At 61.5% G+C, this 25,496-nt stretch carries 21 protein-coding genes; 12 read left to right on the top strand and 9 right to left on the bottom strand.

Going from position 1 to position 25,496, the window contains the following annotated elements; genetic code table 11:
* The first annotated feature begins 18 nt into the window (after window positions 1-18).
* From AC1RMX_RS15510 to AC1RMX_RS15495, 4 genes are all read left to right on the top strand, one after another.
* The gene (locus AC1RMX_RS15510; RefSeq protein ID WP_173861349.1) at window positions 19-348 is read left to right on the top strand and encodes a GlpM family protein; all 330 of its coding nucleotides are present in this window, start codon (window positions 19-21) and stop codon (window positions 346-348) included.
* Window positions 349-471: 123 nt separating this feature from the next.
* Window positions 472-1,392, top strand: coding sequence for an arginase family protein (locus AC1RMX_RS15505; RefSeq protein ID WP_102620772.1), 921 nt, complete (start codon window positions 472-474; stop codon window positions 1,390-1,392).
* Entirely contained in the window at window positions 1,389-1,763 is a 375-nt protein-coding gene (locus AC1RMX_RS15500) for a DMT family transporter (RefSeq protein WP_085730163.1), read from the top strand. The genes AC1RMX_RS15505 and AC1RMX_RS15500 overlap by 4 nt, the downstream gene beginning before the upstream one ends.
* Before the next feature lie 31 nt (window positions 1,764-1,794).
* On the top strand, window positions 1,795-2,178 hold the full coding sequence (locus AC1RMX_RS15495) for a DMT family transporter (protein ID WP_373874115.1): 384 nt from the start codon (window positions 1,795-1,797) through the stop codon (window positions 2,176-2,178).
* Window positions 2,179-2,223: 45 nt separating this feature from the next.
* Here the strand turns inward: AC1RMX_RS15495 and AC1RMX_RS15490 are convergent, their stop codons facing one another.
* Window positions 2,224-3,090, bottom strand: a complete 867-nt coding sequence (locus AC1RMX_RS15490; RefSeq protein WP_493072502.1) for a fatty acid desaturase family protein — start codon at window positions 3,088-3,090, stop codon at window positions 2,224-2,226.
* A 67-nt stretch (window positions 3,091-3,157) separates the two neighbouring features.
* On the bottom strand, window positions 3,158-3,919 hold the full coding sequence (locus AC1RMX_RS15485; protein ID WP_096818491.1) for a MipA/OmpV family protein: 762 nt from the start codon (window positions 3,917-3,919) through the stop codon (window positions 3,158-3,160).
* 218 nt (window positions 3,920-4,137) lie between these two features.
* Between AC1RMX_RS15485 and AC1RMX_RS15480 the strand changes: the two genes are divergently transcribed.
* From AC1RMX_RS15480 to AC1RMX_RS15455, 6 genes are read left to right on the top strand one after another with little or no spacing between them, the layout of a single operon-like run.
* Window positions 4,138-4,866 (top strand): HAD-IB family phosphatase, encoded by a 729-nt coding sequence (locus tag AC1RMX_RS15480; RefSeq protein WP_096818663.1) that lies wholly within the window; start codon window positions 4,138-4,140, stop codon window positions 4,864-4,866.
* Window positions 4,859-6,253 carry an aspartate aminotransferase family protein gene (locus tag AC1RMX_RS15475; RefSeq protein ID WP_096818493.1) on the top strand — a complete coding sequence of 465 codons (1,395 nt, stop codon included), beginning with the start codon at window positions 4,859-4,861 and terminating at the stop codon, window positions 6,251-6,253. The genes AC1RMX_RS15480 and AC1RMX_RS15475 overlap by 8 nt, the downstream gene beginning before the upstream one ends.
* The gene (locus AC1RMX_RS15470; protein WP_096818495.1) at window positions 6,250-7,131 is read left to right on the top strand and encodes an alpha/beta hydrolase; all 882 of its coding nucleotides are present in this window, start codon (window positions 6,250-6,252) and stop codon (window positions 7,129-7,131) included. Before AC1RMX_RS15475 ends, AC1RMX_RS15470 begins: the two co-directional genes overlap by 4 nt.
* A 43-nt stretch (window positions 7,132-7,174) precedes the next feature.
* Complete coding sequence (locus AC1RMX_RS15465; protein WP_192558889.1) at window positions 7,175-8,302, top strand: GNAT family N-acetyltransferase; 1,128 nt, start codon at window positions 7,175-7,177, stop codon at window positions 8,300-8,302.
* Between the two features lie 9 nt (window positions 8,303-8,311).
* The gene (locus AC1RMX_RS15460) at window positions 8,312-10,084 is read left to right on the top strand and encodes an ATP-binding protein (RefSeq protein WP_176504811.1); all 1,773 of its coding nucleotides are present in this window, start codon (window positions 8,312-8,314) and stop codon (window positions 10,082-10,084) included.
* A complete protein-coding gene (locus AC1RMX_RS15455) occupies window positions 10,074-11,462 on the top strand; it encodes a sigma-54-dependent transcriptional regulator (protein WP_096818501.1) in 1,389 nt (462 codons plus the stop codon). The genes AC1RMX_RS15460 and AC1RMX_RS15455 overlap by 11 nt, the downstream gene beginning before the upstream one ends.
* A 38-nt stretch (window positions 11,463-11,500) precedes the next feature.
* Here AC1RMX_RS15455 and AC1RMX_RS15450 read toward each other — a convergent pair whose 3' ends face one another.
* Window positions 11,501-12,166, bottom strand: a complete 666-nt coding sequence (locus tag AC1RMX_RS15450) for a DsbA family oxidoreductase (RefSeq protein ID WP_493072501.1) — start codon at window positions 12,164-12,166, stop codon at window positions 11,501-11,503.
* 50 nt (window positions 12,167-12,216) lie between these two features.
* Window positions 12,217-13,251 carry an alpha/beta fold hydrolase gene (locus tag AC1RMX_RS15445; protein WP_493072500.1) on the bottom strand — a complete coding sequence of 345 codons (1,035 nt, stop codon included), beginning with the start codon at window positions 13,249-13,251 and terminating at the stop codon, window positions 12,217-12,219.
* A gap of 211 nt (window positions 13,252-13,462) precedes the next feature.
* On the opposite strand from AC1RMX_RS15445, the gene AC1RMX_RS15440 reads away from it, so the two are divergent.
* The gene (locus AC1RMX_RS15440) at window positions 13,463-19,015 is read left to right on the top strand and encodes a dermonecrotic toxin domain-containing protein (protein ID WP_493072499.1); all 5,553 of its coding nucleotides are present in this window, start codon (window positions 13,463-13,465) and stop codon (window positions 19,013-19,015) included.
* A gap of 39 nt (window positions 19,016-19,054) precedes the next feature.
* Here AC1RMX_RS15440 and metE read toward each other — a convergent pair whose 3' ends face one another.
* Window positions 19,055-21,367, bottom strand: a complete 2,313-nt coding sequence (metE, locus tag AC1RMX_RS15435) for a 5-methyltetrahydropteroyltriglutamate--homocysteine S-methyltransferase (protein WP_096818507.1) — start codon at window positions 21,365-21,367, stop codon at window positions 19,055-19,057.
* 111 nt (window positions 21,368-21,478) lie between these two features.
* On the opposite strand from metE, the gene metR reads away from it, so the two are divergent.
* Window positions 21,479-22,396 carry a transcriptional regulator MetR gene (gene metR / locus AC1RMX_RS15430; protein WP_096818509.1) on the top strand — a complete coding sequence of 306 codons (918 nt, stop codon included), beginning with the start codon at window positions 21,479-21,481 and terminating at the stop codon, window positions 22,394-22,396.
* Here metR and AC1RMX_RS15425 read toward each other — a convergent pair.
* From AC1RMX_RS15425 to nosR, 4 genes are all read right to left on the bottom strand, one after another.
* Window positions 22,380-22,910: a GNAT family N-acetyltransferase gene (locus tag AC1RMX_RS15425; RefSeq protein WP_096818511.1), complete on the bottom strand. Its 531-nt coding sequence runs from the start codon at window positions 22,908-22,910 to the stop codon at window positions 22,380-22,382. The genes metR and AC1RMX_RS15425 overlap by 17 nt on opposite strands.
* 2 nt (window positions 22,911-22,912) lie before the next feature.
* Window positions 22,913-23,551 (bottom strand): LysE family translocator, encoded by a 639-nt coding sequence (locus AC1RMX_RS15420; protein WP_096818512.1) that lies wholly within the window; start codon window positions 23,549-23,551, stop codon window positions 22,913-22,915.
* Between the two features lie 23 nt (window positions 23,552-23,574).
* A complete protein-coding gene (locus tag AC1RMX_RS15415; RefSeq protein ID WP_096818514.1) occupies window positions 23,575-24,009 on the bottom strand; it encodes an NUDIX hydrolase in 435 nt (144 codons plus the stop codon).
* Between the two features lie 72 nt (window positions 24,010-24,081).
* A complete protein-coding gene (nosR, locus tag AC1RMX_RS15410) occupies window positions 24,082-25,437 on the bottom strand; it encodes a response regulator c-di-GMP phosphodiesterase, NosR family (RefSeq protein WP_096818516.1) in 1,356 nt (451 codons plus the stop codon).
* Window positions 25,438-25,496: the final 59 nt, after the last annotated feature.

Genomic DNA, 25,496 nt, shown 5'->3' with positions numbered 1-25,496 from the left:
GAGAACGATGTGGATCTGATTTTCAAGGCAATGATCGGTGCGGCGGTGGTGGTGATCCTCGCCATGCTGGCCAAGACCAAAAACTACTACATCGCCGGCCTGGTGCCGCTGTTTCCGACCTTCGCCCTGATCGCCCATTACATCGTCGGCAAGGGCCGTTCGGTCGACGACCTGAAGACCACCATCGTGTTCGGCATGTGGTCGATCATTCCGTACTTCGTGTACCTGGCGACGCTGTACGTGATGGTTGACCGGATGCGTCTGGAAGCTTCACTGGCCGTGGCGGCTGTCGCGTGGCTGATGGCGGCGACGGTACTGGTCAGCGTCTGGGTACGTCTGCACGCCTGACGGCCGCCGTATGGGAGAGGGCCTGGCCCGTCCCTTGCATTTACCCCCGAAAGCCCGCCCGGCCGGCGCTCATGTTCGATGAGGCCGGTGTCTGGGAGGGGCTGCCAAGGGTGAATTGCGACCTTGAACATTTTAGATCTCGACCACAGCCTGACCGGTCAGGCGTCCATCGCGCGGCTGCTCGACAGCGGCCGCGCCCAACGCCTGGACCTGCTCGACCTCGGCCCGAAACTGCGGCTCTGGTCCAGCGAACGGACCTTTCGCCGCTTTACCGAACGCCTGCGTGAGCGGCCCCGGCACAGCGGCCCTGCACCGGAAATCTTCTTCGTCGGCTCCGGCGACTATCACCATCTGACGCCGGCCTTCCTGACTGACCTGCCCGAGCCGGTAAGCCTGATCCACTTCGACAATCATCCCGACTGGGTTCACTTTGCCCCCCGTCGCCACTGCGGCTCGTGGGTCAATCAGGCCCTGAAACTGCCGAACATCGAACGTATCGTCACCCTCGGGCCGTGCAGCGACGATCTGCAAAATCCGCAGATCAAGGGCGGCAATCTCGGTGCCCTGAAACGCGGTGTGTTGCAGCTGTTCCCGTGGCAGCACCCGCCGTCGAAAGTCTGGGGCCGGGTCGGCGATGGCGCCGGTCATCAGCAACAGGAAAACCTGCTGCACTGGCACAACCTGGCCGATCAGGACTGGACAGCGTTTCTCGACCAGATGATCGCCAGCCTGCCCACCCAGGCGGTTTGGATCACCATCGACAAGGACGTGCTGGCCAGCGAAGACGCCGCGACCAATTGGGATCAGGGCCAGATGCGCCTGAGCCACTTGCTCCAGGCGATCCGCAGCCTGGCCGCCAGCAAGCGCATCCTCGGTATCGACATCTGTGGCGAGTTTGCCCGCCCGGCCTTCAGCAACGCGTTCAAACGCTGGGAAGCCAAGTCCGATCAGCCGCCGGCCGAACGCTGGAGCGAAACCGATCTGCTGCGCAACTCGGCAACCAATCAAGCGTTGATCGAGTTGTTCGAGGAGCTGTTCCCATGACCCTGACCGTGATTTTGCTGGTGGCGTTTTCCATTGTGCTCGACGTGATCGGCCAGCTCTGTTTCAAACTCGGCCTGGACCGTTTGCCTGAGCTTGAGGGCGGTTTTCGGCTGGGGGCGTTCTGGGGCCAGGTGTTCAACGCACCGCTGCTGTGGTGCGGGATCGGCGCCTACGTGATCGAGTTTTTCGTCTGGCTCGAAGCGCTGTCCCGGGCGCCGCTGAGCCTGTTGTTTCCCGCCGCCGCGCTGGCGTATTGCGGCGTGGTGCTGGCCGGCAAGCTGTTCCTCGGCGAGACCGTCAGCCGCCGCCGCTGGATGGGCACACTGGTGATTACGGCGGGCGTGATGCTCGTGTGTGTCGGCCATGCCTGATTCTCAACTGATACTCAAAAGGAATGGCTCGATGGATTGGCTTCACGGCCGTCTCGGCACCGTGGTGCTCTGGGCGTTGCTGATTATTCTGGAAAGTGGCGGGCAGATCGCGACCAAGGTCGGCGGCGATCAACTGGGGCAAATGGACTTCACCCTGCAATGGTTGCTCAACGTCGCCCAGGCACCCGGTGTGCTGTTGGCGATTGCCTGTTACATCGGTGCGTTCTTTGTCTGGATGCTGATTCTGCGACGCAGCAGCCTGTCCCTGGCGTTTCCACTCAGTTCGCTGGTGTTCGTCGGTGTACTGCTGGGGTCGTGGCTGGGGCTGGGAGAACAGATCAGCGTGCTGCACTGGGTGGGTGTGGCCGTGATCATGGGCGGCATTGCGCTGCTGGCCGAGGGCGAGGAAAACTGAGGAAATCGACGGTGGGAGCCTGCTGGCTCCCACGTTGTGTACGGTTCAATCCTTGCGATGCGCCACCAGAAACCCGAGGCCATGGGCCACCGGAATATCCTTCACCCCCGCCTCCCGCTGCTGCTCGCCAATCTCCCGGTGAAAGGCCTTGACCCGGGTCCAGTGCATTTTCGGCCGGTAGTGGTGTTCGGCGTGGTAGCCGTTGTTCATCCACAACAGGTTGTAGAGCGGGCTGTAGGCGCTGACGCCCCAGGCAATCGGCGAATCCGGGTTGCCGCCAAAATGCTCGTAGTAGCCGTTGAGCGATGACAGCGCCTGACCCAGATACCAGAACGGCAACAACACCAGCACCGCCCGCCAGTCATACGCAGCCAGCCCCAGATAAAACGCCACTGTCACGCCGATTTCCACTTTGACCCAGCGCGCATCGTCGGGACGCTTGCGACGCATCTCGTCGTAGATCGGCTTGGGATCATCGCGAAAGAAACTCAAAAAGGTGTAGGCCCAGGGATTCTCGGGCTGGCCGTCCTTTCCCCGCTGGTAGATCGACAGCGGATCGATGGTCTTGCCATCGGCCCCCGGCCGGTCCGAATTGCCCCGGTGATGGCGGTTGTGGATGTCGCGGTAGAGGGTCTGGGAGAAACCGATGGTCACCGACAGCAGCAGGTCAAAGGCTCGGTTGAGCCACGCCGGCGTGAAGTAGGCGTTGTGGATCTGGTTGTGGGAAATGCTGTTGATGCTCCACGACAGGCTCACCGCATAGCCCAGCGCCAAAGGCAGCAACGCCCACCAGGACAGCGCATGAAAGGCTGTGACCAGCCACACGACAAAAGCGAAATGGGCCAGGCCGAGGGCGATGGGAATCAGGTCCCACAGCGAGTGAGCCAGCAGACGATAAACAGGGCGAGCCATGAAGAACATCCTGAAACAATGGGTTCGACACGGCTGTCTGCAAAGGCCAGACCAGTTCCCGCCTGGCTCACTTGAATTTATAGGCGATCGCCATCTGCACCTCGCCCTGATTGGTATCGCCGACGCTTTTGACAATGCTGCTGTCGGCCGCCGAGTTCGTCAGGTGAATCCAGCTGGCGCTGGCCACCAGCGACCACTGCGGCGCGATAGGGAACTCGAAACTCTGGGTCAGCGCAATATTCTGCAAGCCGCCGCCGGCGTTGTACGCACGGATGCCGGAGGCCAGGGCTTCCTTGTCGCTGACGCCGAAGAACGTGTTGTTCTGCCGGGCATTGGCGAAATGCGCGGTCAGATTGCTGCTGCCGATCACGCCGCCGCCCAGTGGATAGCCGATCTCGCCACCGACCCGACCGAGCACGCCGCCCTGCCCGCCGCCACCGCCGATGGCCTGGCCAACGGACGCGAACACCCGCCAGAAGTCGGCCGGGGCGTACTGCACGAAACCACCGGCCTCGGCCATGTCGGGCACATCGCGCAATCCGCGCAATTCGCCGTTGGAGGTACGGCCCGGCAGGTAATTCACATACGGACCGGCGCTGAAACCGTTGGCCTTCAAGGCGCTCCAGGTCAGGCCATCGTCGGTGCTGAGGCTGACATCGCCCCAGTCCAGATCGAGATACGGTATCGGTCGGGTTTCATAACGGCTGCCGCTGGGATCATGAGGCTGATAACCCAGGCCCACGCCCGCCTCCCCGGTAATCCCCTGCGCCATTGCGCCTGCTGAAAAAGCGCTCAGCGCCGCCAGTAAAAGCAGTGTCTTCCTCTTCATGAGGCCATTCCTTTAATTGAACATGCGCGCATCAATCCCCGGATGCCGCCCACCGCGCAAGCACTCATGTTGTTTGTAGCAAGCTACAAAAATTGTAGCTTCGAATCGCCAAAGCACCTCATCAGCCCCGCCAACAAGGGGGCCGAAGCACTTGGCACAGTCCCTGCTCTACCCCTCGGCAAGCGCACACAACGCGCTCTGACCAATAGGTAATGCAGATGATTGACTGGCATATCGTGTGTGATTTCGACGGGACCATCACCCGCACCGACGTGATCGACAGCATTCTCGAACGCTTCGCCGACCCGAGTTGGGAAGTGATCGAAAACCAGTGGCTGGCCGGTGAAATCGGTTCCCGTGAATGCCTCAGCCGCCAGCTCTCGCTGGTCAAGGCCACGCCCGGCCAATTGCTGGAATTCTTCGACAGCATCGAAATCGATCCGGACTTTCCCGACTTCGTCGACCACGCCATCGGCCTGGGCGCATCGTTCGAAGTGGTCAGCGACGGCATCGAACAAGGCATCGCGCGGATTCTTTCGCGCAACTACGTGACCCTGCTGCCGATCCTCGCCAACCGCCTGCGACAGCTGGATCACGAAAGCTGGCGCATCGACTTTCCGTATTCCAGCGATGCCTGCCGCGCGGCCTCCGGCAACTGCAAATGCAAATCCACGCCCGGCAACAAACGGGTGCTGGTGATCGGTGACGGCCAGTCCGACATGTGCGTGTCGTCCACCGCCGACTTCGTCTTCGCCAAGGGTCGCCTCGCCGAATACTGCGAACGCAACGCGATCCCTTACGCCCGCTTCGACAGCTTCGCTGAACTGCCGGCGCTGCTGGCCCTGCTGCCAAAGGCCAGCGCCGCCAACGCCACCTCTTTCAATGCCGAAGCTTTCAACTCGGAAACTTTCAATACAGAAACACAGGAACTCTTCCACCATGTCTGATATTCGAATTGCTACTGCGGAAGACCAGATTCTTCTGGAAAAAGAAGCCAAGTACTGCTCCTACGGCGACACCGTTCACTACATCGAACCGCCGCGCATTTTCAGCCGCTGCGAAGGCTCCTACGTCTGGGACACCGAAGACCAGGCCTACCTCGACCTGCAAATGTGGTACTCGGCGGTCAACTTCGGTTACGCCAACCCGCGCCTGAACAATGCGCTGAAACAGCAAATCGACACCCTGCCGCAGATCGCCAGCCAATACCTGCACAAAGGCAAGATCGAGCTTTCGGAAATGATCGCCGTGGACGCCAAGAAGAAGTTCGGCCTCGACGGTCGCGTGCACTTCAACGTCGGCGGTTCGCAGTCCATCGAGGACTCGCTGAAAGTCGTGCGCAACGCCAGCAACGGCAAGAGCCTGATGTTCGCCTTCGAGGGCGGTTACCACGGTCGTACCCTCGGCGCCTCGTCGATCACCTCCAGCTACCGCTATCGCCGCCGCTACGGCCACTTCGGCGAGCGCGCCAATTTCATCCCGTTCCCGTACCACTTCCGCGGCCCGAAAGGCATGACCAAGGAAGAGTACGGCAGCCACTGCGTGCAGCAGTTCGCCCGTCTGTTCGAAACTGAATACAACGGCGTCTGGGACCCGAAAGTCGGCCAGAGCGAATACGCAGCGTTTTACGTCGAGCCGATCCAGGGCACCGGCGGCTACGTGATTCCACCGATGAACTTCTACAGCGAACTCAAGCATGTGCTGGACCAGCACGGCATCCTGATGGTGGTCGACGAAATCCAGATGGGTTTCTATCGCACCGGCAAGCTGTGGTCGATCGAACACTTCGACGTCAAACCGGACGTGATCGTCTTCGGCAAGGCACTGACTAACGGCCTCAACCCGCTGGGCGGCATCTGGGCCAAGGAAGAACTGATCAACCCGAAAGTCTTCCCGCCAGGCTCGACCCACTCCACCTTCGCCTCCAACCCGCTGGGCACTGCCGTGGGCCTGGAAATGTTCAAGATGACCAGCGAAGTCGACTACGGCGCGATGGTCATGGCCAAGGGCAAATACTTCCTGGAAGGCCTGCAGGATCTGCAGAAGCGCTACCCGATCATCGGCGACGTCGATGGCCTGGGCCTGGCACTGCGCTGCGAAATCTGCGGCCCGGACGGTTTCACCCCGGACAAGGCCACCCTGGACTTCATGGTCGAGGAAGGCATGAAAGGCGACATCGAGATCGACGGCCGCAAACTGGGCCTGATCCTCGACGTGGGCGGCTACTACAAGAACGTGATCACCCTCGCGCCATCGCTGGAAATCAGCTACCCGGAAATCGACCTGGGCATCGCCCTGCTCGACCGTCTGCTGGCCCGGGCGATGAAACGATGAACGCTGCCGGGATCGATCTGGGCGAAGGCGACGCCGGTTTCGTTCTCGGCACAGGGGAGGTCGCGGTGTTGTTGATCCACGGCCTCACCGGCACCCCGACGGAGTTGCGTCGGGTCGCCGTGGGACTGGCCAAGGCCGGTTGCACGGTGTACGTGCCGACCCTCGCCGGGCACTGCGGCGGCAATGCCGATTTGCAGGCCACCGGCTGGCGCGACTGGTACGAAGGTGTGCGCAAGACTTTCGTCGGCATCCGTCGCCAGCACAGCAAAGTGTTTGTCGGCGGCCTGTCGATGGGTGCTGTGATGTCGATGTACGTGGCGTCCGAGCATCCGGGTCAGGTGGCCGGGTTGCTGATGTATTCCACGACCCTGAAATACGACGGCTGGAGCATCCACAAACTGGCGTTCCTGACGCCGTTGCTGATGAAAATCCCGTTCGGCGTGCACATCTGCAAGTTCGAGGAGAAACCACCCTACGGCATCAAGAATGAACGCCTGCGGGCCATCGTCGAACGGCAGATGAAGGAAGGCCACAGCAGTGAGGCCGGCCTGCTGACCATGGAGGGCGTGACCGTGCGCGAACTGCATCGGATGAACGCCGTGGTGCGCAAACGCATGCCTTCCATCACGGTGCCGGCCCTGGTGCTGCACTCCATCGAGGACGACATCACCAGCCGCTGGAACGCCGACTACGTGGAACGCAAGCTCGGTGGCGAAGTGGTGAAGATCCTGCTGGACGACTGCTATCACATGATCACGGTCGACCTGCAGTACCGACGCGTCGTGGAACTGAGTGTGCAATTCATCCAGAACCACCGCACCGACCTGCCGCTCACCGCGCCCTCCCTGCCGGCCGAGGAATACCGGCAGCGGGCGTGAGTCGACTGCAAAAACGATACGCCTTGCCGGTTAAGGAAACGACGTGATCACGGCCCAAGCCTTTTCAACCATCGAAGCGATTGATCGCGACGCATGGAATGCCTGCTTTCCCGAGGAGCTCGAAGACTGGGCCTATTATCGCGCCGTTGAACAGGCCGGCATCGACGGCTTCCAGTGGCGCTACCTGGCGCTGTTTGAAGACAACCACCTGATTGCGGCGGTCGTGGCCTTCACGACCGCCTATTCGCTCGACACCACCCTGCAGGGCACCGGCAAACGCTTGAGCCAATGGCTGCGCAGTTGCTGGCCGGGGCTGTTCGACATCCGCCTGTACGCCCTCGGTTCGCCGGTGGCGGAGCAGTGCCACGTCGGCACCCTCCCGTCTATTGATCCGACCCGCTGGCCTGACCTGTTCGCGCGCCTGCTGAAACTGGCTCGCGAGGACGCGGACCAGGCCGGAATCGGCCTGCTGGCGGTCAAGGATGCTTCCCACCGCAATCCGCAATGGCTCCAGGCCTGTCGCGAGGCCGGGTTGCAGAGCATGCCGGGGTTGCCCGGTGCCGAGCTGCCGATCACCTTCGCATCGGTCGACGCCTACCTCGGCACCCTGGGCAAATCCACCCGCAAGGACTTGCGCCGGACCCTGCGTGGTTCGGGCCCGCGCATCGAATGGCGGCGCTCGGTCGACGACCTGCTGCCGACCATGATGCGTCTGTACGAAGCGACCCTGGCCCGCAGCGACCTGACGTTCGAGTGCCTGCCGGCTGCGTACTTTCGCCAGGTGCTGGAACACCTCGACGAGCGTGCCGCCTGCGTTTTGTACTGGGTCGGCGATGAGCTGGTAGCGTTCAACCTGGTGCTGCTGGACGAACAACGGCTGGTCGACAAGTTCTTTGCCCACGATCTGGCCCGGACCCGCGAGCACAAACTGTACATGCGCAGCTGGCTGGCCAATGTCGGCTACTGTATTGAACACCGCATCCCGATCTACGCGTGCGGCCAGGCCGGTTATGCCAGTAAGCTGCGCCTGGGTTGCTCGTTCGTCGGCAACACCGTGTTTTTCCGCCACCGCCATCCCGTGCTCAATCAACTGCTGCGGCTGGTGAAGTTATTCATCCGCCCGGATCGTACCGACCCGGCCATGGCGACTGCGATAAGCGAACAACAATAAGCGAGCATGATGATCAACGACCGACGCGCCACCGCCCGACCCTTCGCCCTCTCCGGCTGGAGCCTGCAACGCAAACTGGTGCTGGCGTTCTGGCTGGTCAGCGTGATCCCGACCATGATCGCCGCGGAACTGGCGGCCACCACCCTGTCGCAGATTTTCGACAGCAACGTGCGGATCTGGCTGCAGGAATCGACCAAGATCGTCGAGGACGAGATTCGCGAGATCGTGCGCGACAACGCCCGCGTCGCACAGTTGTTCCTGCGCTACACCCGCCCGCCCACGGACCGGCAGTCGTCCAGACGCGACAAGCTCACCGCTGACATCGCTGACTCCATGGGCATCGACGTGGTCGCCCTGGTGCGCAACAGCGATCACAAAGTGGTATTCAGCACTGCCGCCGATGACATCGTGCGGCAAATCAGCACCGCGCCCAAAGCCGTGCTGCAGACTCTGCAGGTCGGCGGCGTGGCGACCGGCGCCGTGGTTTCAACCTTCGAAAGCGATCAGGACGGCACCGACTACAAACTGATTGTCGTGACCTACCTCGATAACAGTTTCCTCACCAGCGTCGCCGACGTGCACTCTCTGGATCTGCGCCTGTACCTGGCCAAGGGCGCCGACTTCTCGGAAATCTTTTCCACTCAGCGTTTTGAAGATCACCCGGCGATCGTGCCTGCAAAAATCGAGGACCAACTGCGCAGCACCAAGTTGCCGATCGAGCAGTCGACCAACCGCTACAGCGGCATCTACCGACCGATTCTCAACGAAAACGGTGAACTGCAAGGCGTGGTCTTCAGCGGTCTGCTGCGCCACACGACACTGGTCGGGCTGGTGAACCAGAGCAACCTGTTCATCCTGATCTTCATCCTCAGCTCGGCGGCTTCGCTCGCGGTGGGCTGGCTGGTATCCCAGCGCCTGACCATGCCGCTGCGCGGCCTGGCCAAAGGCGTGCAAGCGGTGATCGCCGGCGACTACCGTCAGCGCCTGCCCGTCACCGGCGGCGATGAACTGGCGGAACTGAGCAGCACCTTCAACCACATGAGCGAACGCCTCGGCGAGTTGCAGCACCTGGAATCGCAACTGCGACGCCGCGACCGCTTGCATGCGCTGGGTGAAGTCGCGATGGGCCTGGCCCATGAAATCCGCAACCCGCTGGGCATCATCAAGACCGCCACGCAGTTGCTGCACCGGCGCGCCGACCTGCCGGAGACCGACAAGCGTCATCTGGAATACGTGGTCAGCGAAGTCAGCCGCATCAACGACCTGATCACCGAATTTCTCGACTTCGCCAAACCCAGTGCACCGCTGCGCTCGACCCAACTGGCGCGGCCGCTGGTGGATGAGCTGGTGGGCTTCTGCGCCCCGGAACTGGCCAGCCACAATATCGATGTGCGGATCGACGACCGCGCTCCCGCCGCCACCCTGTATGCCGATGCGCGGCAACTCAAGCAGGCCGGCCTGAACCTGATCGTCAACGCCATCGACGCCATGCCCGACGGCGGTCGCCTGACCCTGGGCATCCACAGCGATAAGCACAATACGGTCATCAGCGTCAGCGACACGGGCCAGGGTATCGAAGCGGACATGCTCGAGCGGATCTTCACGCCGTTCGTCACCACCAAGGCGTCCGGCACCGGGCTCGGCCTGGCCAAGGTGTTCTCGATCATGGAAAGCCATGACGGGCGCATCGAATGCGTCAGCGAAAAAGATGCCGGGGCCACGTTCAGCCTGTACATTCCGGCCAACGGTGAAGATTTCGACGAGGACAGCGATGACGCATAACGTACTGGTGGTCGACGACGAGCCCAAGCTCTGCGACCTGCTGGCATCGGCCTTGAGTCAGAACGACATTGTGGTGTTCACCGCCGGCAACGGCCTGCACGCGCTCAAGGTGCTGGAAGCCGAAGACATCGATCTGGTGATCAGCGACTGGCGCATGCCCGGCATGGACGGCCCGCAACTGCTGGCGGAAATCAAAAACCGTTTCCCGCAGTTGCCGGTGATCGTCATGACCGCCTACAGCACGGTGAAAAACGCCGTGCAGTCGATGCGCAACGGCGCCTTCGACTACATCGCCAAACCTTTCGACATCGATGAACTGGACATCACCGTCAGCAAGGCCCTGCAATTTCGCGACATCCTCAAAGACAACCAGCGCATGCGCGCCGAGCTCGACGAACACCAGCAGATCGACAGCCTGGTTGGCGACAGCCCGAGCTTTCGTCGGGTACTGAGCGCGATCGACTCGGTGCGCGAAAGCAACGCCACCATCCTGCTGACCGGCGAAAGCGGCACCGGCAAGGAAATGGTCGCCCGGGCCATCCACAAGCACGGCAACCGCGCCGACAAGCCGTTTGTCGCGGTCAACTGTGCGGCGATCCCGGAAGGGCTGCTGGAGAGTGAAATGTTCGGCCACCGCAAAGGCGCGTTCACCGGTGCGGTGGCGGACCGGGTCGGGCGTTTCCAGCAGGCGGACAAGGGCACGCTGTTTCTCGACGAAATCGGCGAAATGCCGCTGGCGCTGCAAGCGAAAATCCTGCGCGCCTTGCAAGAACGCATCATCGAACCGGTGGGCGATCCGCGCGAGCGCAAGGTCGATGTGCGGGTCATCGCCGCGACCAACAAGAACCTGCTGGATGCGGTGGCCAACAAGGAGTTTCGCGAAGACCTGTATTACCGCCTCAACGTGTTCCCGATTCCGTTGCCGGCCCTGCGTGAGCGGGTCGAAGACATCGCGCCGCTGGCCCGGCATTTCGCTCACACCCTGGGCGCCGCGGCGGGCAAGCGCTTTAGCGGTTTCAGTGCCGAAGCGTTGCAGGCAATGGCCCGCTACTCGTGGCCGGGCAATATTCGTGAACTGCAGAACTGCGTCGAACGCGCGACCATCGTGGCGTCCGGCGCAGAGATTGAAGAGCAGGACTTGCCGGCCTATCTGTTTGCCTCACAGCCGACCGAGCCCGGCGCCCTGGTCGCTGAAGGCAGCGTGCCGGCCGACCTGGAAGCGGCACTGGCCGAGGTGGAAAAAGCCTACATCCTCGCCGCGCTGGCGCAGAGCAACGGCGTGCAGGCTGCGGCAGCGCAGTTGATCGGGATTTCCGAGCGCAGTTTCTGGTATCGACTGAAAAAACTGGGGATTCACGTGGACAAGATCGTCCGCTAGCCACGGTTCCCGGACAGTGCCCGGGAACCCTCGCAGCATCAGTTCACCGTGCCGCCCTTCGCCTCGCTCATGATCTGCCGGATCGCCCCGACAAAGGTCTCGACCGGCTGCCCGCCACTGACCGCGTATTGCCCGTTGAACACCACGGTCGGCACCGAGCTTACGCCGCGCGACAGCCACAATTGCTCTTCTTTGCGCACGTCGCTGGCGAATTCGTCGGATGCCAGAATCGCCTCGGCACGCTGTCGGTCGAGGCCGACGCTTTCGACAATCTGCGCCAGTTGCGAGTGATCGGACGGGTTGCCGCCATCAGTGAAATACGCCTTGAACAGCGCCTCTTTCAACGGCAACTGCAAGCCCTCCTCCCCGGCCCAGTGCAGCAGCCGATGAGCATCGAAGGTGTTGTAGATGCGGCTGTTCGAATCGGTGCGAAAACTGAAACCGACATCGGCCCCACGGGAGCGGATCACTTCACGATTCTTCTGTGACTGCTCTGGCGTCGATCCGTATTTTTCAAAGATATGCTCGCCGATGTTCTGCCCTTCCGGCCCCATCTTCGGGTTCAGCTCGAACGGCTGGAAACGGATCTCGGCCTGCACCTCGTTGCGCAGAATCTCCAGCGCCCGCAGCAAACCGTACAGACCGACGACGCACCACGGGCAGGACACGTCGCTGACAAAATCGATTTTCAGGGCAGAACTCATGACTCACCTCGCGCGTTCAATCGTGGCCAAAGACCTGCACGATACACCCGCTAGAGCAGATTGCGCTCGGTCACCGGTTCGATCTGCGCCCAGTGCGAAGTGTCTTCACGGTGTTGCTGCAAATACGGCAACACCGCCGCCAGCAACGGCGCCTTGAACGCCTCCTGAAAGCGATGGGCCAGGCCCGGAATCAGTTTCAACTGGCTGCCGCGAATGTGCGCCGCCAGATGCACGCCATGCATCACCGGCAGCAATGGGTCGGCCGTGCCGTGCACCACCAGCGTCGGCACCCGCAATTGATTGAGCAATGCCACGCGGCTCGGCTCGGCAAGGATCGCCATGATCTGACGCTTCACGCCTTCGGGGTTGAACGCCCGGTCATAGGACACCGCCGCCTGATGCAACAGCATCTGACGATCATCGGTGACCGTCGGGCTGCCCAGTGCTGCCAGCAGATCGGCCTGTTGTTCCAGCGCCACTTCGCGATTGGGTGCGCCGCGTCGCGACAGCAACTGCACCAGCGCCGCGCTCGGTGCCGGCAGGCCTTCGGCACCGGAGCTGGTCATGATCAGCGTCAGGCTTTCGACCCGTTGCGGCGCCATGGCCGCCAGGTGCTGGGCGATCATCCCGCCCATGCTCGCGCCGAGCACGTGGAATTGCTCGACGTGCAACGCGTCCATCAGGCCCAGCGCATCCTCGGCCATGTCGGTCAGGCTGTAAGGCGCCGCCACCGGCAGACCGAGCTTGTAACGCAGCACTTCAAACGTCAGGTTGGCCTCGGCCGGCGCCTGGCGCCAGGTCGAAAGACCCACGTCACGATTGTCATAGCGAATCACCCGAAAACCCTGCTGACACAGGGCGATCACCACTTCGTCAGGCCAGTGAATCAACTGCCCGCCCAGCCCCATCACCAGCAACAACGCCGGATCCGACGCACGACCAATGCTCTGGTACGCCAGGCTCACCTGCTGCAGATCGACCCGTTCGGTCGGTACATTGACGTCGCAACGCGACGCCGCATAAGACGCCTGCCCGAAAAAAACCGCGGCCAACAACGCCGCGATTGCAAAAAATCCCTTGAACATGAAAAACACCGAAACGCAGAACCCCAGTAGAGCGCGAGTCTGATGAAGTTTGTTCAAGCGCGCTGCCACAGTTCGATGACAGTTTGATGAAGAGTGCCAAGCGGTCATTTCCAGGCGCGATAACTATGCAACACCACTGCCCCCAGGCATTTCTTTTCAATGGTTCGTTATATGGAGTGGATCTCCCGCTCCCCGTCGCGAGCCACTGAGCATGTCCGAACACATTTTTACCGATCACCCGATGCCTGCACCGCACGTCTGGCCTGCTTCGTTGCCTTTGCCGACAAACATCGACAGCGCGCTGTTACACAGCGCCATGGATCGCTGGCGCAGTGCCAGTCATGGTTTGCGTGACCTGTTTGCCGGCGTACCGTCCATCCGCACTTCGCTGACTGACCTGCTGGAACGTGAGCTCGATCTGGGGGAGCGGGATTCAGGCCTTCTCTTTCCGGCGACTGATAAATACCCCGAGCAATTTGTCGGTTTCACGCCGCTGCTTGCCTTCATCTATCCAAAAGACCAACCGGAAACGACGCTCGCCCGCCCCTGTGCAGTAACCGGCCTCGACAGCAACCATGCGATGGCGTCCCTTACCCCCCATCAATTGCTGGTCCGGATCACGGCGCTGGCCCCGGAAACTGAACTGAACCGGCGCTGGGAGTCGTACTGGAATGCCCGCGCCCCCGGGACGGCTTTTTCACGTCGTGAACAGGCCGGCCGGCTGTACCAGTCTCATCTGGAGGCAACCGCTCAGGTAGCGCTGGCGCAGCGCAGCCTGACCGCCGACCATTTAGAACCGTTATGGCTGCTCATGAATGCCTCGTCGTCCCCGCCACGCCTGGGTGATCAACCCGTGCATAGCGAAGGGTTGGAGCTGGTGCTCGGCAACGACTCCCGGGGCAAAATTCCCGGTACGTGGGTGATCAGCGTCGGAGACCGACAATCCGGGCGGCAACTCCTGTATTTGCCCCATCATCCGGTGCCCTTGCAGTCCTTCGACGGACGCAGCGATATGGAGGCCTGGTTGTCTGGCCTGGGACTCGTTCCGAACGGACTGCTCACAACCGGGCTGCGCTTTGAATACAGTGCCAGAGCCCTGCCATTGACCACAGGCATGACGGACGTGCTGGCCCAGATGCAACAGGCCCGGATCAATACCTTGCGTCAGGGCTCGGCCGGCAAGTCCGGACTGGCCGAGCATGGCGCTCAGGCTCTGGACCAGACAGACAGGCTGGAACGCCAACTGCGCATTGCGGGGTCGCCGGCCTCCCCTCCTGCTGTGCCGGAGTGGAGGCCGTCCACCCGGGATGAAGAGCAACCGTTGTTCGGTGCGCTGACCACCGATATTCCATGGCCAGTGCGCCAGGCTGCACTCGAGCGACAGCGCGACGCCCTGCAAATCTGGTCAACCGTTGCCAGAAATGAAGAGCGCCAGGCGTTCAAGGATCAGCTCCAGCGTCTGGAAGCTGCTGAACTGGCGGCCGATATGGCAGCTCAAGCCATGCTGTACCGCGAACGCGCACTGGATACGGTTACCCTCGATCGCGAATTCACCGCCCTGCACCAGGCGCACAAAAAAGGGCTGCTCGCCGAAGCCGGACTGCAGCACACACTCAAGCAACTGAGTGAAGAACAGTACGTGGCACTGATGTCTGTTCTGGACACCTCCGGCGACGCCGATGCCGACTGGTGCGCAGCCGAGATATCGCTATCGGCGCGCGACCGGCCCAACGCCTCCCGACAGACGCTCAACGGACCGCTGGTCATCACCCACGAGGCCGCCCTGTCGGATCCCGCTGCGCCTCATGCTCTGCTGTTGTATTGGCCGGGTACTGGTGGCGGATTGCAACGGTTCGACAATCGTCGTGAACTGGAGTGCGAGGTGTTCAAGGTACAGGAGCAAGACCCGTTGCTGATGTTGCAACTGAGCCGGATCACAGGCGATCCGTTGCAGCATGTCCTGAATCAGGTGTCCGTCGAGTTCGAAGAGCAGGCAGGCGCCCTACGCCGGAACGACAGTGAAACACCCCGGTCGGCGCTACATGCCGAATATCTCGAAACCTTGCGCCGGCAGTTTGTCGCCAGACTGCAAGTGCCCGTCAGCGCCGCACGGCAACTGGCCTTGTCGCACCTTGGAGAACAAGACACCAGCGCTGCTCTGGCCTCCAGCCTGCCGGACTGGCTGAGCAATCTGTCCGGGTTCGACCGTAGCGAACTCAGGTGGCTGGTCGAGGCATACATCAAAGCCATACAACGTAGTCAGACCCTGATGGAAACGGCCCTGCCACCGCGTGACGAATTCACCCGAAAACATTTGCAAGCCCGCCTGCGCGAGGATTTTTCGCTCAAGGGGATTTTCGATGTGCAATTGGATCTGCCCGATTCAGTCGCGATGGAACACCATGCGTTCAACGCCCCTGGCGCGCCGGGCACCCCGAAGAAACTGGTATTGGTACCCAGCAAGACACGCAGCAAGATGTCCCTTGAAACCCTCGCCCAGACCAATATCGACAACACACCGTCGATGAGCATGGAGCCCCTGGCGCTACGCCTGGGCTTCATGAAAGTCGACGTCACCGCATCAGACGAGACCGAGCGCCAAATCCTGGCCGCCGGTATTACCAAGGCTTACCTGACCAGGACACTGCCCGACCTGGACCTGCCCAAAGCTTACGAAACCCTGATCCACCAGGTATTCATGGGATCGAACGCTGACACGCCGTTCGTCAACGAACATCGCCGCGAGTGCCTGCTGGAACCGTGGCGGTTGGTACTCAGACTGCAAGGCGAATGCGCCCGGCTGCAAAAACACATCAGCGCGCAGGACCTGCAAATCCTCGACATCGCCATCGATGCCGATACCGCCCCTGCCTGGCGTGCGAATAACAGGCACATCGTCTTGCTGCCGGCCCTGCTGACTTCCGGCGGCAGGGACACACCAAACGAAGGCCCGGTGACAATCTCCGGCGTGAGCTTCATAGAGGAACAGGTCAGCGGGACAACATTGCTGTACCTGACCGACAGCCCCGATGGGCAATGTCTGCGTCGCTACGACAATCTAGAAACCGCGCGCAAGGCGCTCTTCAACCTGTGCATGCAGAAAAAATGGTCTGGTTACCTGGCCGGCCGGGCTGTGCAAGGCGACGTACGCGCCCACGAGCACCGTATAGGGCAAGCCGTGTTCAAGCATTTCGATGCCCTGATCGGAGTGGGTGAACGCTGGCCGGCGACAACATCTTTGGCCGCGCACCTGCTCAATGCGCAAATGGGGCGACTGATCCAGGCCCATCGCAGCACTTCGCACTCCAATGCCGACCTGGCTGGTGAGCGTTACGCGTTGAGCGGCTCAAGAGTGTTTACCTACATCAAACTGGCGCTGAGTCTCGTGCCATTTGTCGGCACTGTCATTGGCCTGTACGACGCCTGGACCAGCGCCAATCAGGCCGTGTCTGCATTTCTGCGGGGTGCTGTGGGCGATGGACTGTCGGAAATCGAAGGGTTGCTGCTGGCGCTGATCGATGCGGCGATGGACATTCTGCCCACCGTAGGCGCAGGCACCGGGGCCGCAACAGTGACGCGTGGCCGGCAGTTGCGCAAATTGGCTGCCAGCCCTGCCACGTTTCACGTACCCGACAGGCGCAGCGCGCAACATCTGAGTGCGCGGTTTGCCGGCTACGAGTGCCAGCAGCCCATTTTCCTGAGCGGCATGGAACCGGCCAGCGCAGGTCTGTTTCGCAACGTCTACCGACATGCCGACGGCGATTTTGTTATCCGTCAGGGACGGATCTATCAGGTCGAACTGAGCAAGGACTCACGGGGCTGGCGCCTGGCCGGAAGTTCGCAGAAAACCTACAAGCAGCCAATCGCTCTGGATGAAGCGGGTAACTGGGACACCCATTTCGGGGTGTATGGAACGACATTCGACGGCGGTGGCGCAGGAGGCGGCAACGTATTCGGGCACCTCGCGGATGCGCTGGATCCTGTCTGGCCCATGAGCATTCGTCAACGTCTGCCACGCTGGTGGGGTGACCGGGTGTTTCGTCGCCATCACCAATTGACCCGGCAGACTGATGACCTCGCCCGGCAGATCGACGCCCGATTCGCCGAAAGCCACGCCGCCATCACCCGCTACAACGACGCCCCCCTCGATCAACGCCCGGCCTTGCGAGCGACCGCCGATGCGGCCTGCATCGGCGATATCGAAATAGCCAGCCGGCGTTACCGGTTACTGACCGATCTGTTGCCTCTGACCCATGGCAACAAACGACGCAAGGTCATCGAATGCATGAGCCTGGACGCCTGGAAAGTGACTGATCGGGTTCAACTGCGCGTTCATCACGTCAATCACCAGGTCAGCCCGCTGCTGGACCGGATTGACCCGCTGATCGAGCGTCTGATCGACCTGCCAGCAGAGCTGCTCGATGAACACATCTCCATTCACCGGGAGATTCGCAGATTGCGCCTGGAAACGATGCAAAAAACCGAGGAGATCGAAAGCCTGATGCGCGATCTCAACCAATGGTACGAACGCATCAGCCTGCCCCGGGACAAAGCGCATCTCCGTGCCGAAGTCGAGGGTTTGAACAAGCGCTTGAGCGAGAGCAACCTGCTCTATCTCAAGACCGGCAGCTTGCTGGAGATCGTCCAGCGCTACGACAACCTGAGCGAGCTGTCCTGGCACTTTCTGCAGAGTCAGGCACGAGAGTTGCGCGCCGGGATGGATCGTGCCCTCTACATCCAGTTCAGCCTGCCCGAGACCGGCGCGACCCGAGGCCAACGCAATCAGATCCTGCAGGACTGCCTCGATACGTATGCACAGTTTCGGCGAGCCATGACCGCGTGGACGGCCAGTTACTCCCAACATTTTTACATGGAAGACGTCCCTGCCCTGCTGGCCGGCATCGAGAAAATGGCCGACCGGGCCCGCAGAACCCTTGAACTGCCGACAGTGTCCGCACCCACCGGGCGCAGCAACAAAAAGATCTTCATCACCGAAGACGATCAATTACTGATCGGTGTCGAACACTGGGAGTCGACCACCCAGACACGCCGCTATCACTTGACCGGCAAGGGCGGTGTCGATGAGGTGTGGGAACAGGGCAGCAACGGCAAATACCGTCTCTTGAACACCCCTGCCCGATCGACTTCCCCCATCGAGCGAAATCTGGACGCGTTAGTCACCGAGGCGCGCACGCGACTGGATCGCTTGCCGACTTACGAGACCAAGGTGAACAACCATGCCCGGCAAGACATGCTCCCGGTCGACCTGGAACACATGATGGTCAGTGAAGCGGACGAACTGATTCGCCGCGCACAACGTATCGAGCAGATCGATGCGCAGCACCCGATCATCGCTACCCTGCGCGGCAAAGCGACCGAAGTCCGGATTCGCGGAAGACAAATGCGCACCCAGCAGTCACTGAACAGCAAGAACCCGACCGATGGCATGCTCGACGACCTGATCGGACAGCACGCCGTGGATATTCAAAAGGTTCAGCCACTGAAAAATCTCGGCAAACGCAAGGACGGTCGTATCGATTACCTGCAGGAATATGAAGTCCGCGACAGGACACAGGCACCACCACGACTGCTGTGGTATGCCCACTTCCATTATTCCAAGGCAACCCCCGGCTTTCGCGAATTCGAAAAGGCCCATTTGAAGCTGCCCGAACACCGGTCATTGACCCACGCCGACGATCCTTCCCTGCCTTATGCCGACATCGGCAAGCGCTCGTCGGTACTGATCCATTTCGAGAACCTGTGAAAACGAACGGGGGAGCGGTCAATGCGCTCCCCCGCTTTGTCAGGCCAACTGACTGCGCAACTGCCGTGCCGCCGCAACCATGTTCACCAATGCCGCTTCAGTCTCCGGCCAGGCACGAGTCTTCAACCCGCAATCGGGGTTGACCCACAAGCGCTGCGCCGGAATACGCTTCACGGCTTTGCTCATCAACTTGACCATTTCCGCCGTGTCCGGCACCCGTGGCGAGTGGATGTCGTAGACGCCCGGACCGATGTCGTTCGGGTAGTCGAACGCTTCGAAGGCTTCGAGCAGCTCCATGTCCGAGCGCGAGGTTTCGATGGTGATCACGTCGGCGTCCATGTCGGCGATGGCCTTGATCACGTCGTTGAATTCGCTGTAGCACATGTGGGTGTGAATCTGGGTTTCATCCTTCACGCCCGAGGCCGTCAGGCGGAACGCGTCCACGGCCCAGTCGAGGTATTCCTGCCATTGCTCACGGCGCAGCGGCAGGCCTTCACGGAACGCGGCTTCGTCGATCTGGACGATCTTGATCCCGGCGTTTTCCAGATCCACCACTTCGTCACGCAGGGCCAGCGCCAGTTGCTGTGCCTGGACTTTGCGCGACACGTCTTCGCGGGGGAACGACCACATCAGCATGGTCACCGGGCCGGTCAGCATGCCTTTCATGACCTTGTCGGTCAGGCTCTGGGCGTAGGTGATCCAGTCGACGGTCATGGCGTTCGGACGGGACAGATCACCATAAATCACCGCCGGTTTGACGCAACGGGAACCGTAGCTCTGGACCCAGCCGAACCGGGTGAACAGGTAACCATCGAGCTGCTCGGCGAAGTACTCGACCATGTCGTTGCGCTCGGCTTCACCGTGCACCAGCACATCCAGGCCCAGACGTTCCTGGACTTGCACCGCATGGCGGATTTCGCTGCGCATGGCATCGTGGTAATCGTTGGCCGACAGCTTGCCCTGCTTGAACGCCTGACGGGCCAGACGGATCGAGCCGGTCTGCGGGAACGAACCGATGGTGGTGGTCGGGAACGTCGGCAATTTCAGACGCGCCTGTTGTGCGGCGATGCGTTTGGCGAACGGCGAATGGCGCTGGCTGTCGCTGGCGCCGATCGCGTTGATCCGCGCCTGCACATCGGCCTTGTGAATGCGTGGCGAGCGGGCGCGGCTTTCTTGGATGGCGCGGCTTTCGGCCAGTGCGCTTTGCACTTTCGGCGCTTGCGGATCGTTCAAGGCATCACGCAAAACCGAGATTTCGCTGCACTTCTGCACGGCGAATGCCAGCCAGCTTTTCAGTTCCGGATCGAGCTTGTCCTCACGCTCGACATCCACCGGGCTGTGCAACAGCGAGCAGGAACTGCTGACCCACAGGTTGTCGCCAAAACGCTCCTGGGCCGGTTGCAGTTGTGCCAGCGCCTGCTCCAGTTCGCAGCGCCAGACGTTGCGACCGTTGACCAGGCCCACCGAAAGAATCTTGTAAGTCGGCAGTCGATCCAGCACCTGACCCAGTTGATCCGGCGCACGTACAGCGTCGATGTGCAGGCCTTGTACCGGCAGGCCGACGGCGAGGCCGAGGTTGTCTTGCAGACCGCTGAAATAGGTCGCCACCAGTTTCTTCAGCGGCGAGTACTGAAGGATGTGATAGGCGCGTTCGAACGCACTTTTCCACGCCTGCGGCAGGTCGAGGGTCAGGATCGGTTCGTCGATCTGCACCCACTCCACGCCCTGCGCGGCGAGGCGACCGAGGATTTCGTTGTAGACCGGCAGCAGGCGCTCGAGCAGGTCGAGCTTGTCGAAGTCGTTGCCTTTCGCCTTGCCCAGCCACAGGTAAGTCAGCGGGCCGATGATCACCGGTTTGACGTTGTGACCGAGGGCCTTGGCTTCTTCGACCTCATCGAACAGCTGTTCCCAGCTCAGTTTGAACGACTGGTCTGCGGTGAATTCCGGGACCAGGTAGTGGTAGTTGGTGTCGAACCACTTGGTCAGTTCTTGCGCATATTGGGTCTTGCCATGTTCGCCGCCACAGCAGGAGGTCGTGGCGCCACGGGCCATGGCGAAGAGTGTGTCGAGGGTCGGCAGGCCGCGTTCATCGCGCACGCCATCGAAGCGCTCGGGGATCACACCGAAGGTCAGCGAATGGGTCAGCACCTGGTCGTACCAGGCAAAGTCGCCGACCGGCAGCAGATCGATGCCGGCATCTTTCTGCAGTTGCCAGTGTTTGGCGCGCAGCTCACGGCCGACCTGATTCAAAGCGGCCTGATCAAGATCGCCTTTCCAGTAGGCTTCGAGGGCTTTTTTCAGTTCGCGGTCGGCGCCGATGCGCGGGAAACCAAGGGTGTGGGCCACGGCCATGTCGAGTGTTCTCCATTGCGTAAAAGATGGCGCCATTGTCGACAGCCAGGACAACATGAGACAAACTCAACCTTTTCGTGTTGATCACAAATTTTCCTCATGGAGCCTGCGGTGCTTGAGATCCGTCACCTGAAAACCCTGCACGCCCTGCGCGAAGCCGACAGCCTGGTCGATGCGGCCGACCGCCTGCACCTGACCCAGTCGGCGCTGTCCCACCAGTTCAAGGAACTGGAAGAACGCATGGGCATGCCGTTGTTCGTGCGCAAGACCAAACCCGTGCGTTTCACCAGCGCCGGCCTGCGCCTGCTGCAACTGGCGGACGCGACCCTGCCGCTGCTGCGCGGTGCCGAACGTGATATCGCGCGCCTGGCCGGTGGCACCGCCGGGCGTCTGCACATGGCGATCGAATGCCACAGCTGCTTCCAGTGGCTGATGCCGACCATCGACCAGTTCCGCGATGCGTGGCCGGAAGTCGAACTCGACCTGGCCTCGGGTTTCTCCTTCGCACCGCTGCCGGCGTTGGCCCGGGGCGATCTGGATCTGGTAGTGACGTCCGATCCGTTGGAAATTGCCGGCATCACCTACGTGCCGCTGTTCACCTACGAAGCGATGCTCGCGGTCGCCAACCAGCACGCATTGGCGAGCAAACCGTACATCGTCCCCGAAGACCTGCTGACCGAAACCCTGATCACTTATCCGGTTGAACGCGACCGGCTGGACATCTTCACCCGCTTCCTCGAACCGGCCGACATCGAACCTGCGCAAGTGCGCACTTCGGAGCTGACGGTGATGATGATGCAACTGGTGGCCAGCGGCCGTGGCGTGTGCGGCATGCCGCATTGGGCGCTGCATGAATACAGCTCGCGGGGTTACGTGAAGGCCAAGCGGCTGGGCGAGAAAGGTCTTTTTGCGACGCTGTATGCGGCGATCCGTGCCGACATGCTGGACGCGCCGTACATGCGCGATTTCCTGCTGACGGCCAAGGACACGTCGTTCTCGACGCTGGATGGGGTCAGCGCGGTTCGTTAAGGCTGGCGGATGGCACGAAAGGCGCGCACCACATGTGGATCTTGTCGAAGTAGTCCTCGCCGACCCGCACCGCCATCGGCTCCAGGCCGAACTGGACGAAGCCGCAGCGCTGGTACAGATGAAACGCCGCCTCGTTGCCGGCAGTGACGGTCAGTTGAATGACTTTCAGTGCCGGATGCTGCTGCGCTTCCCCCAGCACGGCCTCCATCAGTTTCAGGCCCAGCCCGCGCTGACGAAACTCAGCCGACACATACATGCCGAAGACCGTTGCCTTGTGCCGGGCCTTTTCCCGAGGCTCGAACGCCAGGCCGACAATGCCCGCCAACCGGCCTTCTTCGAACGCGCCAAACACCGCGTCGAGCTTGCTGGTCAGGCGTGATTCCCACCAACTCAAGGGCATCGCCGCGCGCTCGCGTACGCTGGAGGTGAAGGCCTGCGGATGCCGGTCATACGCTTCCAGCATCAATTCGCGATAGGCCAGCGCATGACTGGCGTCCAGCCGTTCGATCCACATGTTCAAGCCGACCGGCGTTGTTCAAGCATCAGCCGTACGGCCAGACCGCCCAGCACAAAACCCATGAAGTAACGCTGCGCCGCCAGCCACGTCGGATTGCTGACGAACCACGAAGCGATGCCCGCCGCGAACAGCGCGATCAACAGGTTGACGCTGAAACTGACGCTGATCTGGGTCAGGCCGAGAATGATGCTTTGAGTGAACACCGAGCCGTGTTCAGGCGAAATGAACTGCGGAAATACCGAAAGGTAGAACACTGCGATTTTCGGGTTCAGGGCGCTGGTGAGAAAGCCCATGGTGATCAGTTTGCGCGACGAATCCGCTGGCAGTTGCTGCGCCTCGAACGGCGAACGCGCGCCGGGCTTCACCGCCTGCCAGGCCAGCCACAGCAGGTACAGCGCGCCGGCCCACTTCAACACTTCATAGGCCATCGGCACCGCGAGAAACACCGCGGTCAAACCGGCGGCCGCCGCGAACAGATGCACGAAGAACCCTGCCACCACGCCGAGCAGAGAGGTCACTCCGGCCTTGCGTCCCTGGCAGATCGAACGGGAGATCAGGTAGATCATGTTCGGCCCCGGCGTCAGTACCATCAGCAGTGCAGCGGCAGCAAAAATCAGCAGGTCTTGAAGCGGGATCATGACGAAGTCCTTTGTACGAATGATCAGGCGATCGCGGTCAGCGAGGCTCGATAAAACGGCAGGATCAGGTCACGTGTCAATGGGGCGAGAACCACATCGCCGTCGGTGGCCGGATCGATCCAGATCACCTCTTCGATCTCGGCGGCCGGGTAGACGTCGGCGTCGATGGTCAGTTGAAAGATCTCGGCCTGCACGACAAACCCCGGCTCGTTGGCAGCCGGTGCCGAGAACTGGCCGAGAAAAGTCGCCTGCGCCGTATCGATCACCAGCCCCAGTTCTTCCTCCAGCTCACGGGCCAGCGCATGTACCGGCAGCTCCTGGGCCTCGATCTTGCCGCCGGGCTGCATGAACGCCGTGGTGTCGCGCTTGCGCACCAGCAGGGTCTGGCCGTCGGGGTTGAGCAGCAGCGCGGCGGCAATACGAATGATGCGGGGGGAAACAGCGGATACAGAGGTCATGGGGCAGCCACCGGCCTTGAGAAAAACCGCAAGGATCCCATGCCGGCGGCGCCAGCGTCACCTCATACGGTCTCAAGACTGGGCCAGAAGCGCCGCCTCGCCCTCCTCCGGCACTTTTACGAATACCTTGTATTTGCCACCTTCCATGGCTTCGAAACTGATCAGTTTGTCCACCAGCAGTGCACTCAGCACCTTGCCGGCATTGAGCAGCAACATGCCGTTATCGGCATTGAGGTTGCGCGCCAGCATCATTCCCGCCGCCAGTTCCCGGGTGCCCAGCACCTTGACGCTCGGATCGGTCAGGGTGATATCGCTGACCATCGCGCACACCTTGATGAAATCCTCGATCAGCTCGGGATCATAGAGCTTGCCCGCGTACTGACGCAGGTACAGCAATGCTTCATCGCTGTTCATCTGCCGTTCGAGAATCAAACCGCGCTGCAATTCGACAAAATCCACCGCCAGTTTCAACAGCCGCGAGCCCAGGGGAATGGCCTCGCCCTTGAGCCGGTCGGGAAACCCGCTGCCGTCCCAATGCTCCTGATGGTGCAGGATCAGCCGCGCGGCATCCTTCATCGGGTCCAGGGTCATCAGCAGCGACTCACTCTGCTTCGGATAACCCCGATAGCGGTCGCGTTCGGTGCTGTGCAGCAGGTCCGAGGGGGTGGTCATCATGCTGTCGGTCCAGCTCAGCTTGCCGATGTTGTAGAGCGCGGCAGCCATGGTCAGGTCACGGCTGGCGGCTTCGTCCAGACGATGCACCTTGCAGTAGCCGCGCACCAGTTCAATGATCTGCCGGTTGGTCTGCTTGGCCGGCGGCAGGCGCAGGTTGGCGAGCAACGAGAACACTTCGGTGCCGGTCACATAACTATGCTTGAGCTCCTCGTAGGCCAGGTCGAGCATGTCGGCGGTCTGTTGCAGCTCGGCGGTACGGGCGCTGACGTGTTTTTCCAGGGTGCTGTTGAGCAACTTCAACTGGTCGTTCTGCACCCGGGTCAATTGCTCCAGACGCTCGCGCTCCCGGGCCAGATGTTGATGTTCCAGCGCCTGGCGCAGGATCAGGAGCATTTCTTCGTCGTTCCAGGGTTTGCTGATATAGCGGTCGATCTGCCCTTCGTTGATGGCCTTGATGATCGCCGAAGGGTCGGCATACCCCGTCAACATGATCCGCGTGGTCGCCGGATACAGCTGGTGAACGTTGGCCAGCAAGGTGGCGCCGTCCATGTTGGGCATCCGCGCGTCACTCATCACCAGATCGACCGGGCGTTGCGCCATCATTTCCAGTGCCTGGGTACCGCTGGTGGCGAGCAACACGTCATAGGGCTGGCCACGCAGCAGACGGCGCAGGCTGTTGAGGATCGACTCCTCGTCATCGACCAGCAACACGGTGGGCCGGTGGGTCAAAGTCGGGGCGGATTGCTCTTCCATGGCGAGGCCTCACGGGAAACGGTGGACATGACAGGCGTCTCGGCAGACCTCCTCGCTTG

This window comes from Pseudomonas sp. GW822-FHT03F04, from assembly GCF_058801405.1.
The sequence above is the reverse complement of the archived record's forward strand: the minus strand, read 5'-3'. Positions and strand labels throughout refer to the sequence as shown.

Bases quoted from the DNA above. Each gene is read 5' to 3' on its own strand.
- AC1RMX_RS15500 (WP_085730163.1), top strand. From the start codon at position 1,389: ATGACCCTGACCGTGATTTTGCTGGTGGCGTTTTCCATTGTGCTCGAC.
- AC1RMX_RS15495 (WP_373874115.1), top strand. From the start codon at position 1,795: ATGGATTGGCTTCACGGCCGTCTCGGCACCGTGGTGCTCTGGGCGTTG.
- AC1RMX_RS15490 (WP_493072502.1), bottom strand. From the start codon at position 3,090: ATGGCTCGCCCTGTTTATCGTCTGCTGGCTCACTCGCTGTGGGACCTG.
- AC1RMX_RS15485 (WP_096818491.1), bottom strand. From the start codon at position 3,919: ATGAAGAGGAAGACACTGCTTTTACTGGCGGCGCTGAGCGCTTTTTCA.
- AC1RMX_RS15480 (WP_096818663.1), top strand. From the start codon at position 4,138: ATGATTGACTGGCATATCGTGTGTGATTTCGACGGGACCATCACCCGC.
- AC1RMX_RS15475 (WP_096818493.1), top strand. From the start codon at position 4,859: ATGTCTGATATTCGAATTGCTACTGCGGAAGACCAGATTCTTCTGGAA.
- AC1RMX_RS15470 (WP_096818495.1), top strand. From the start codon at position 6,250: ATGAACGCTGCCGGGATCGATCTGGGCGAAGGCGACGCCGGTTTCGTT.
- AC1RMX_RS15460 (WP_176504811.1), top strand. From the start codon at position 8,312: ATGATCAACGACCGACGCGCCACCGCCCGACCCTTCGCCCTCTCCGGC.
- AC1RMX_RS15455 (WP_096818501.1), top strand. From the start codon at position 10,074: ATGACGCATAACGTACTGGTGGTCGACGACGAGCCCAAGCTCTGCGAC.
- AC1RMX_RS15450 (WP_493072501.1), bottom strand. From the start codon at position 12,166: ATGAGTTCTGCCCTGAAAATCGATTTTGTCAGCGACGTGTCCTGCCCG.
- AC1RMX_RS15445 (WP_493072500.1), bottom strand. From the start codon at position 13,251: ATGTTCAAGGGATTTTTTGCAATCGCGGCGTTGTTGGCCGCGGTTTTT.
- AC1RMX_RS15440 (WP_493072499.1), top strand. From the start codon at position 13,463: ATGTCCGAACACATTTTTACCGATCACCCGATGCCTGCACCGCACGTC.
- metE (WP_096818507.1), bottom strand. From the start codon at position 21,367: ATGGCCGTGGCCCACACCCTTGGTTTCCCGCGCATCGGCGCCGACCGC.
- AC1RMX_RS15425 (WP_096818511.1), bottom strand. From the start codon at position 22,910: ATGTGGATCGAACGGCTGGACGCCAGTCATGCGCTGGCCTATCGCGAA.
- AC1RMX_RS15420 (WP_096818512.1), bottom strand. From the start codon at position 23,551: ATGATCCCGCTTCAAGACCTGCTGATTTTTGCTGCCGCTGCACTGCTG.
- AC1RMX_RS15415 (WP_096818514.1), bottom strand. From the start codon at position 24,009: ATGACCTCTGTATCCGCTGTTTCCCCCCGCATCATTCGTATTGCCGCC.
- nosR (WP_096818516.1), bottom strand. From the start codon at position 25,437: ATGGAAGAGCAATCCGCCCCGACTTTGACCCACCGGCCCACCGTGTTG.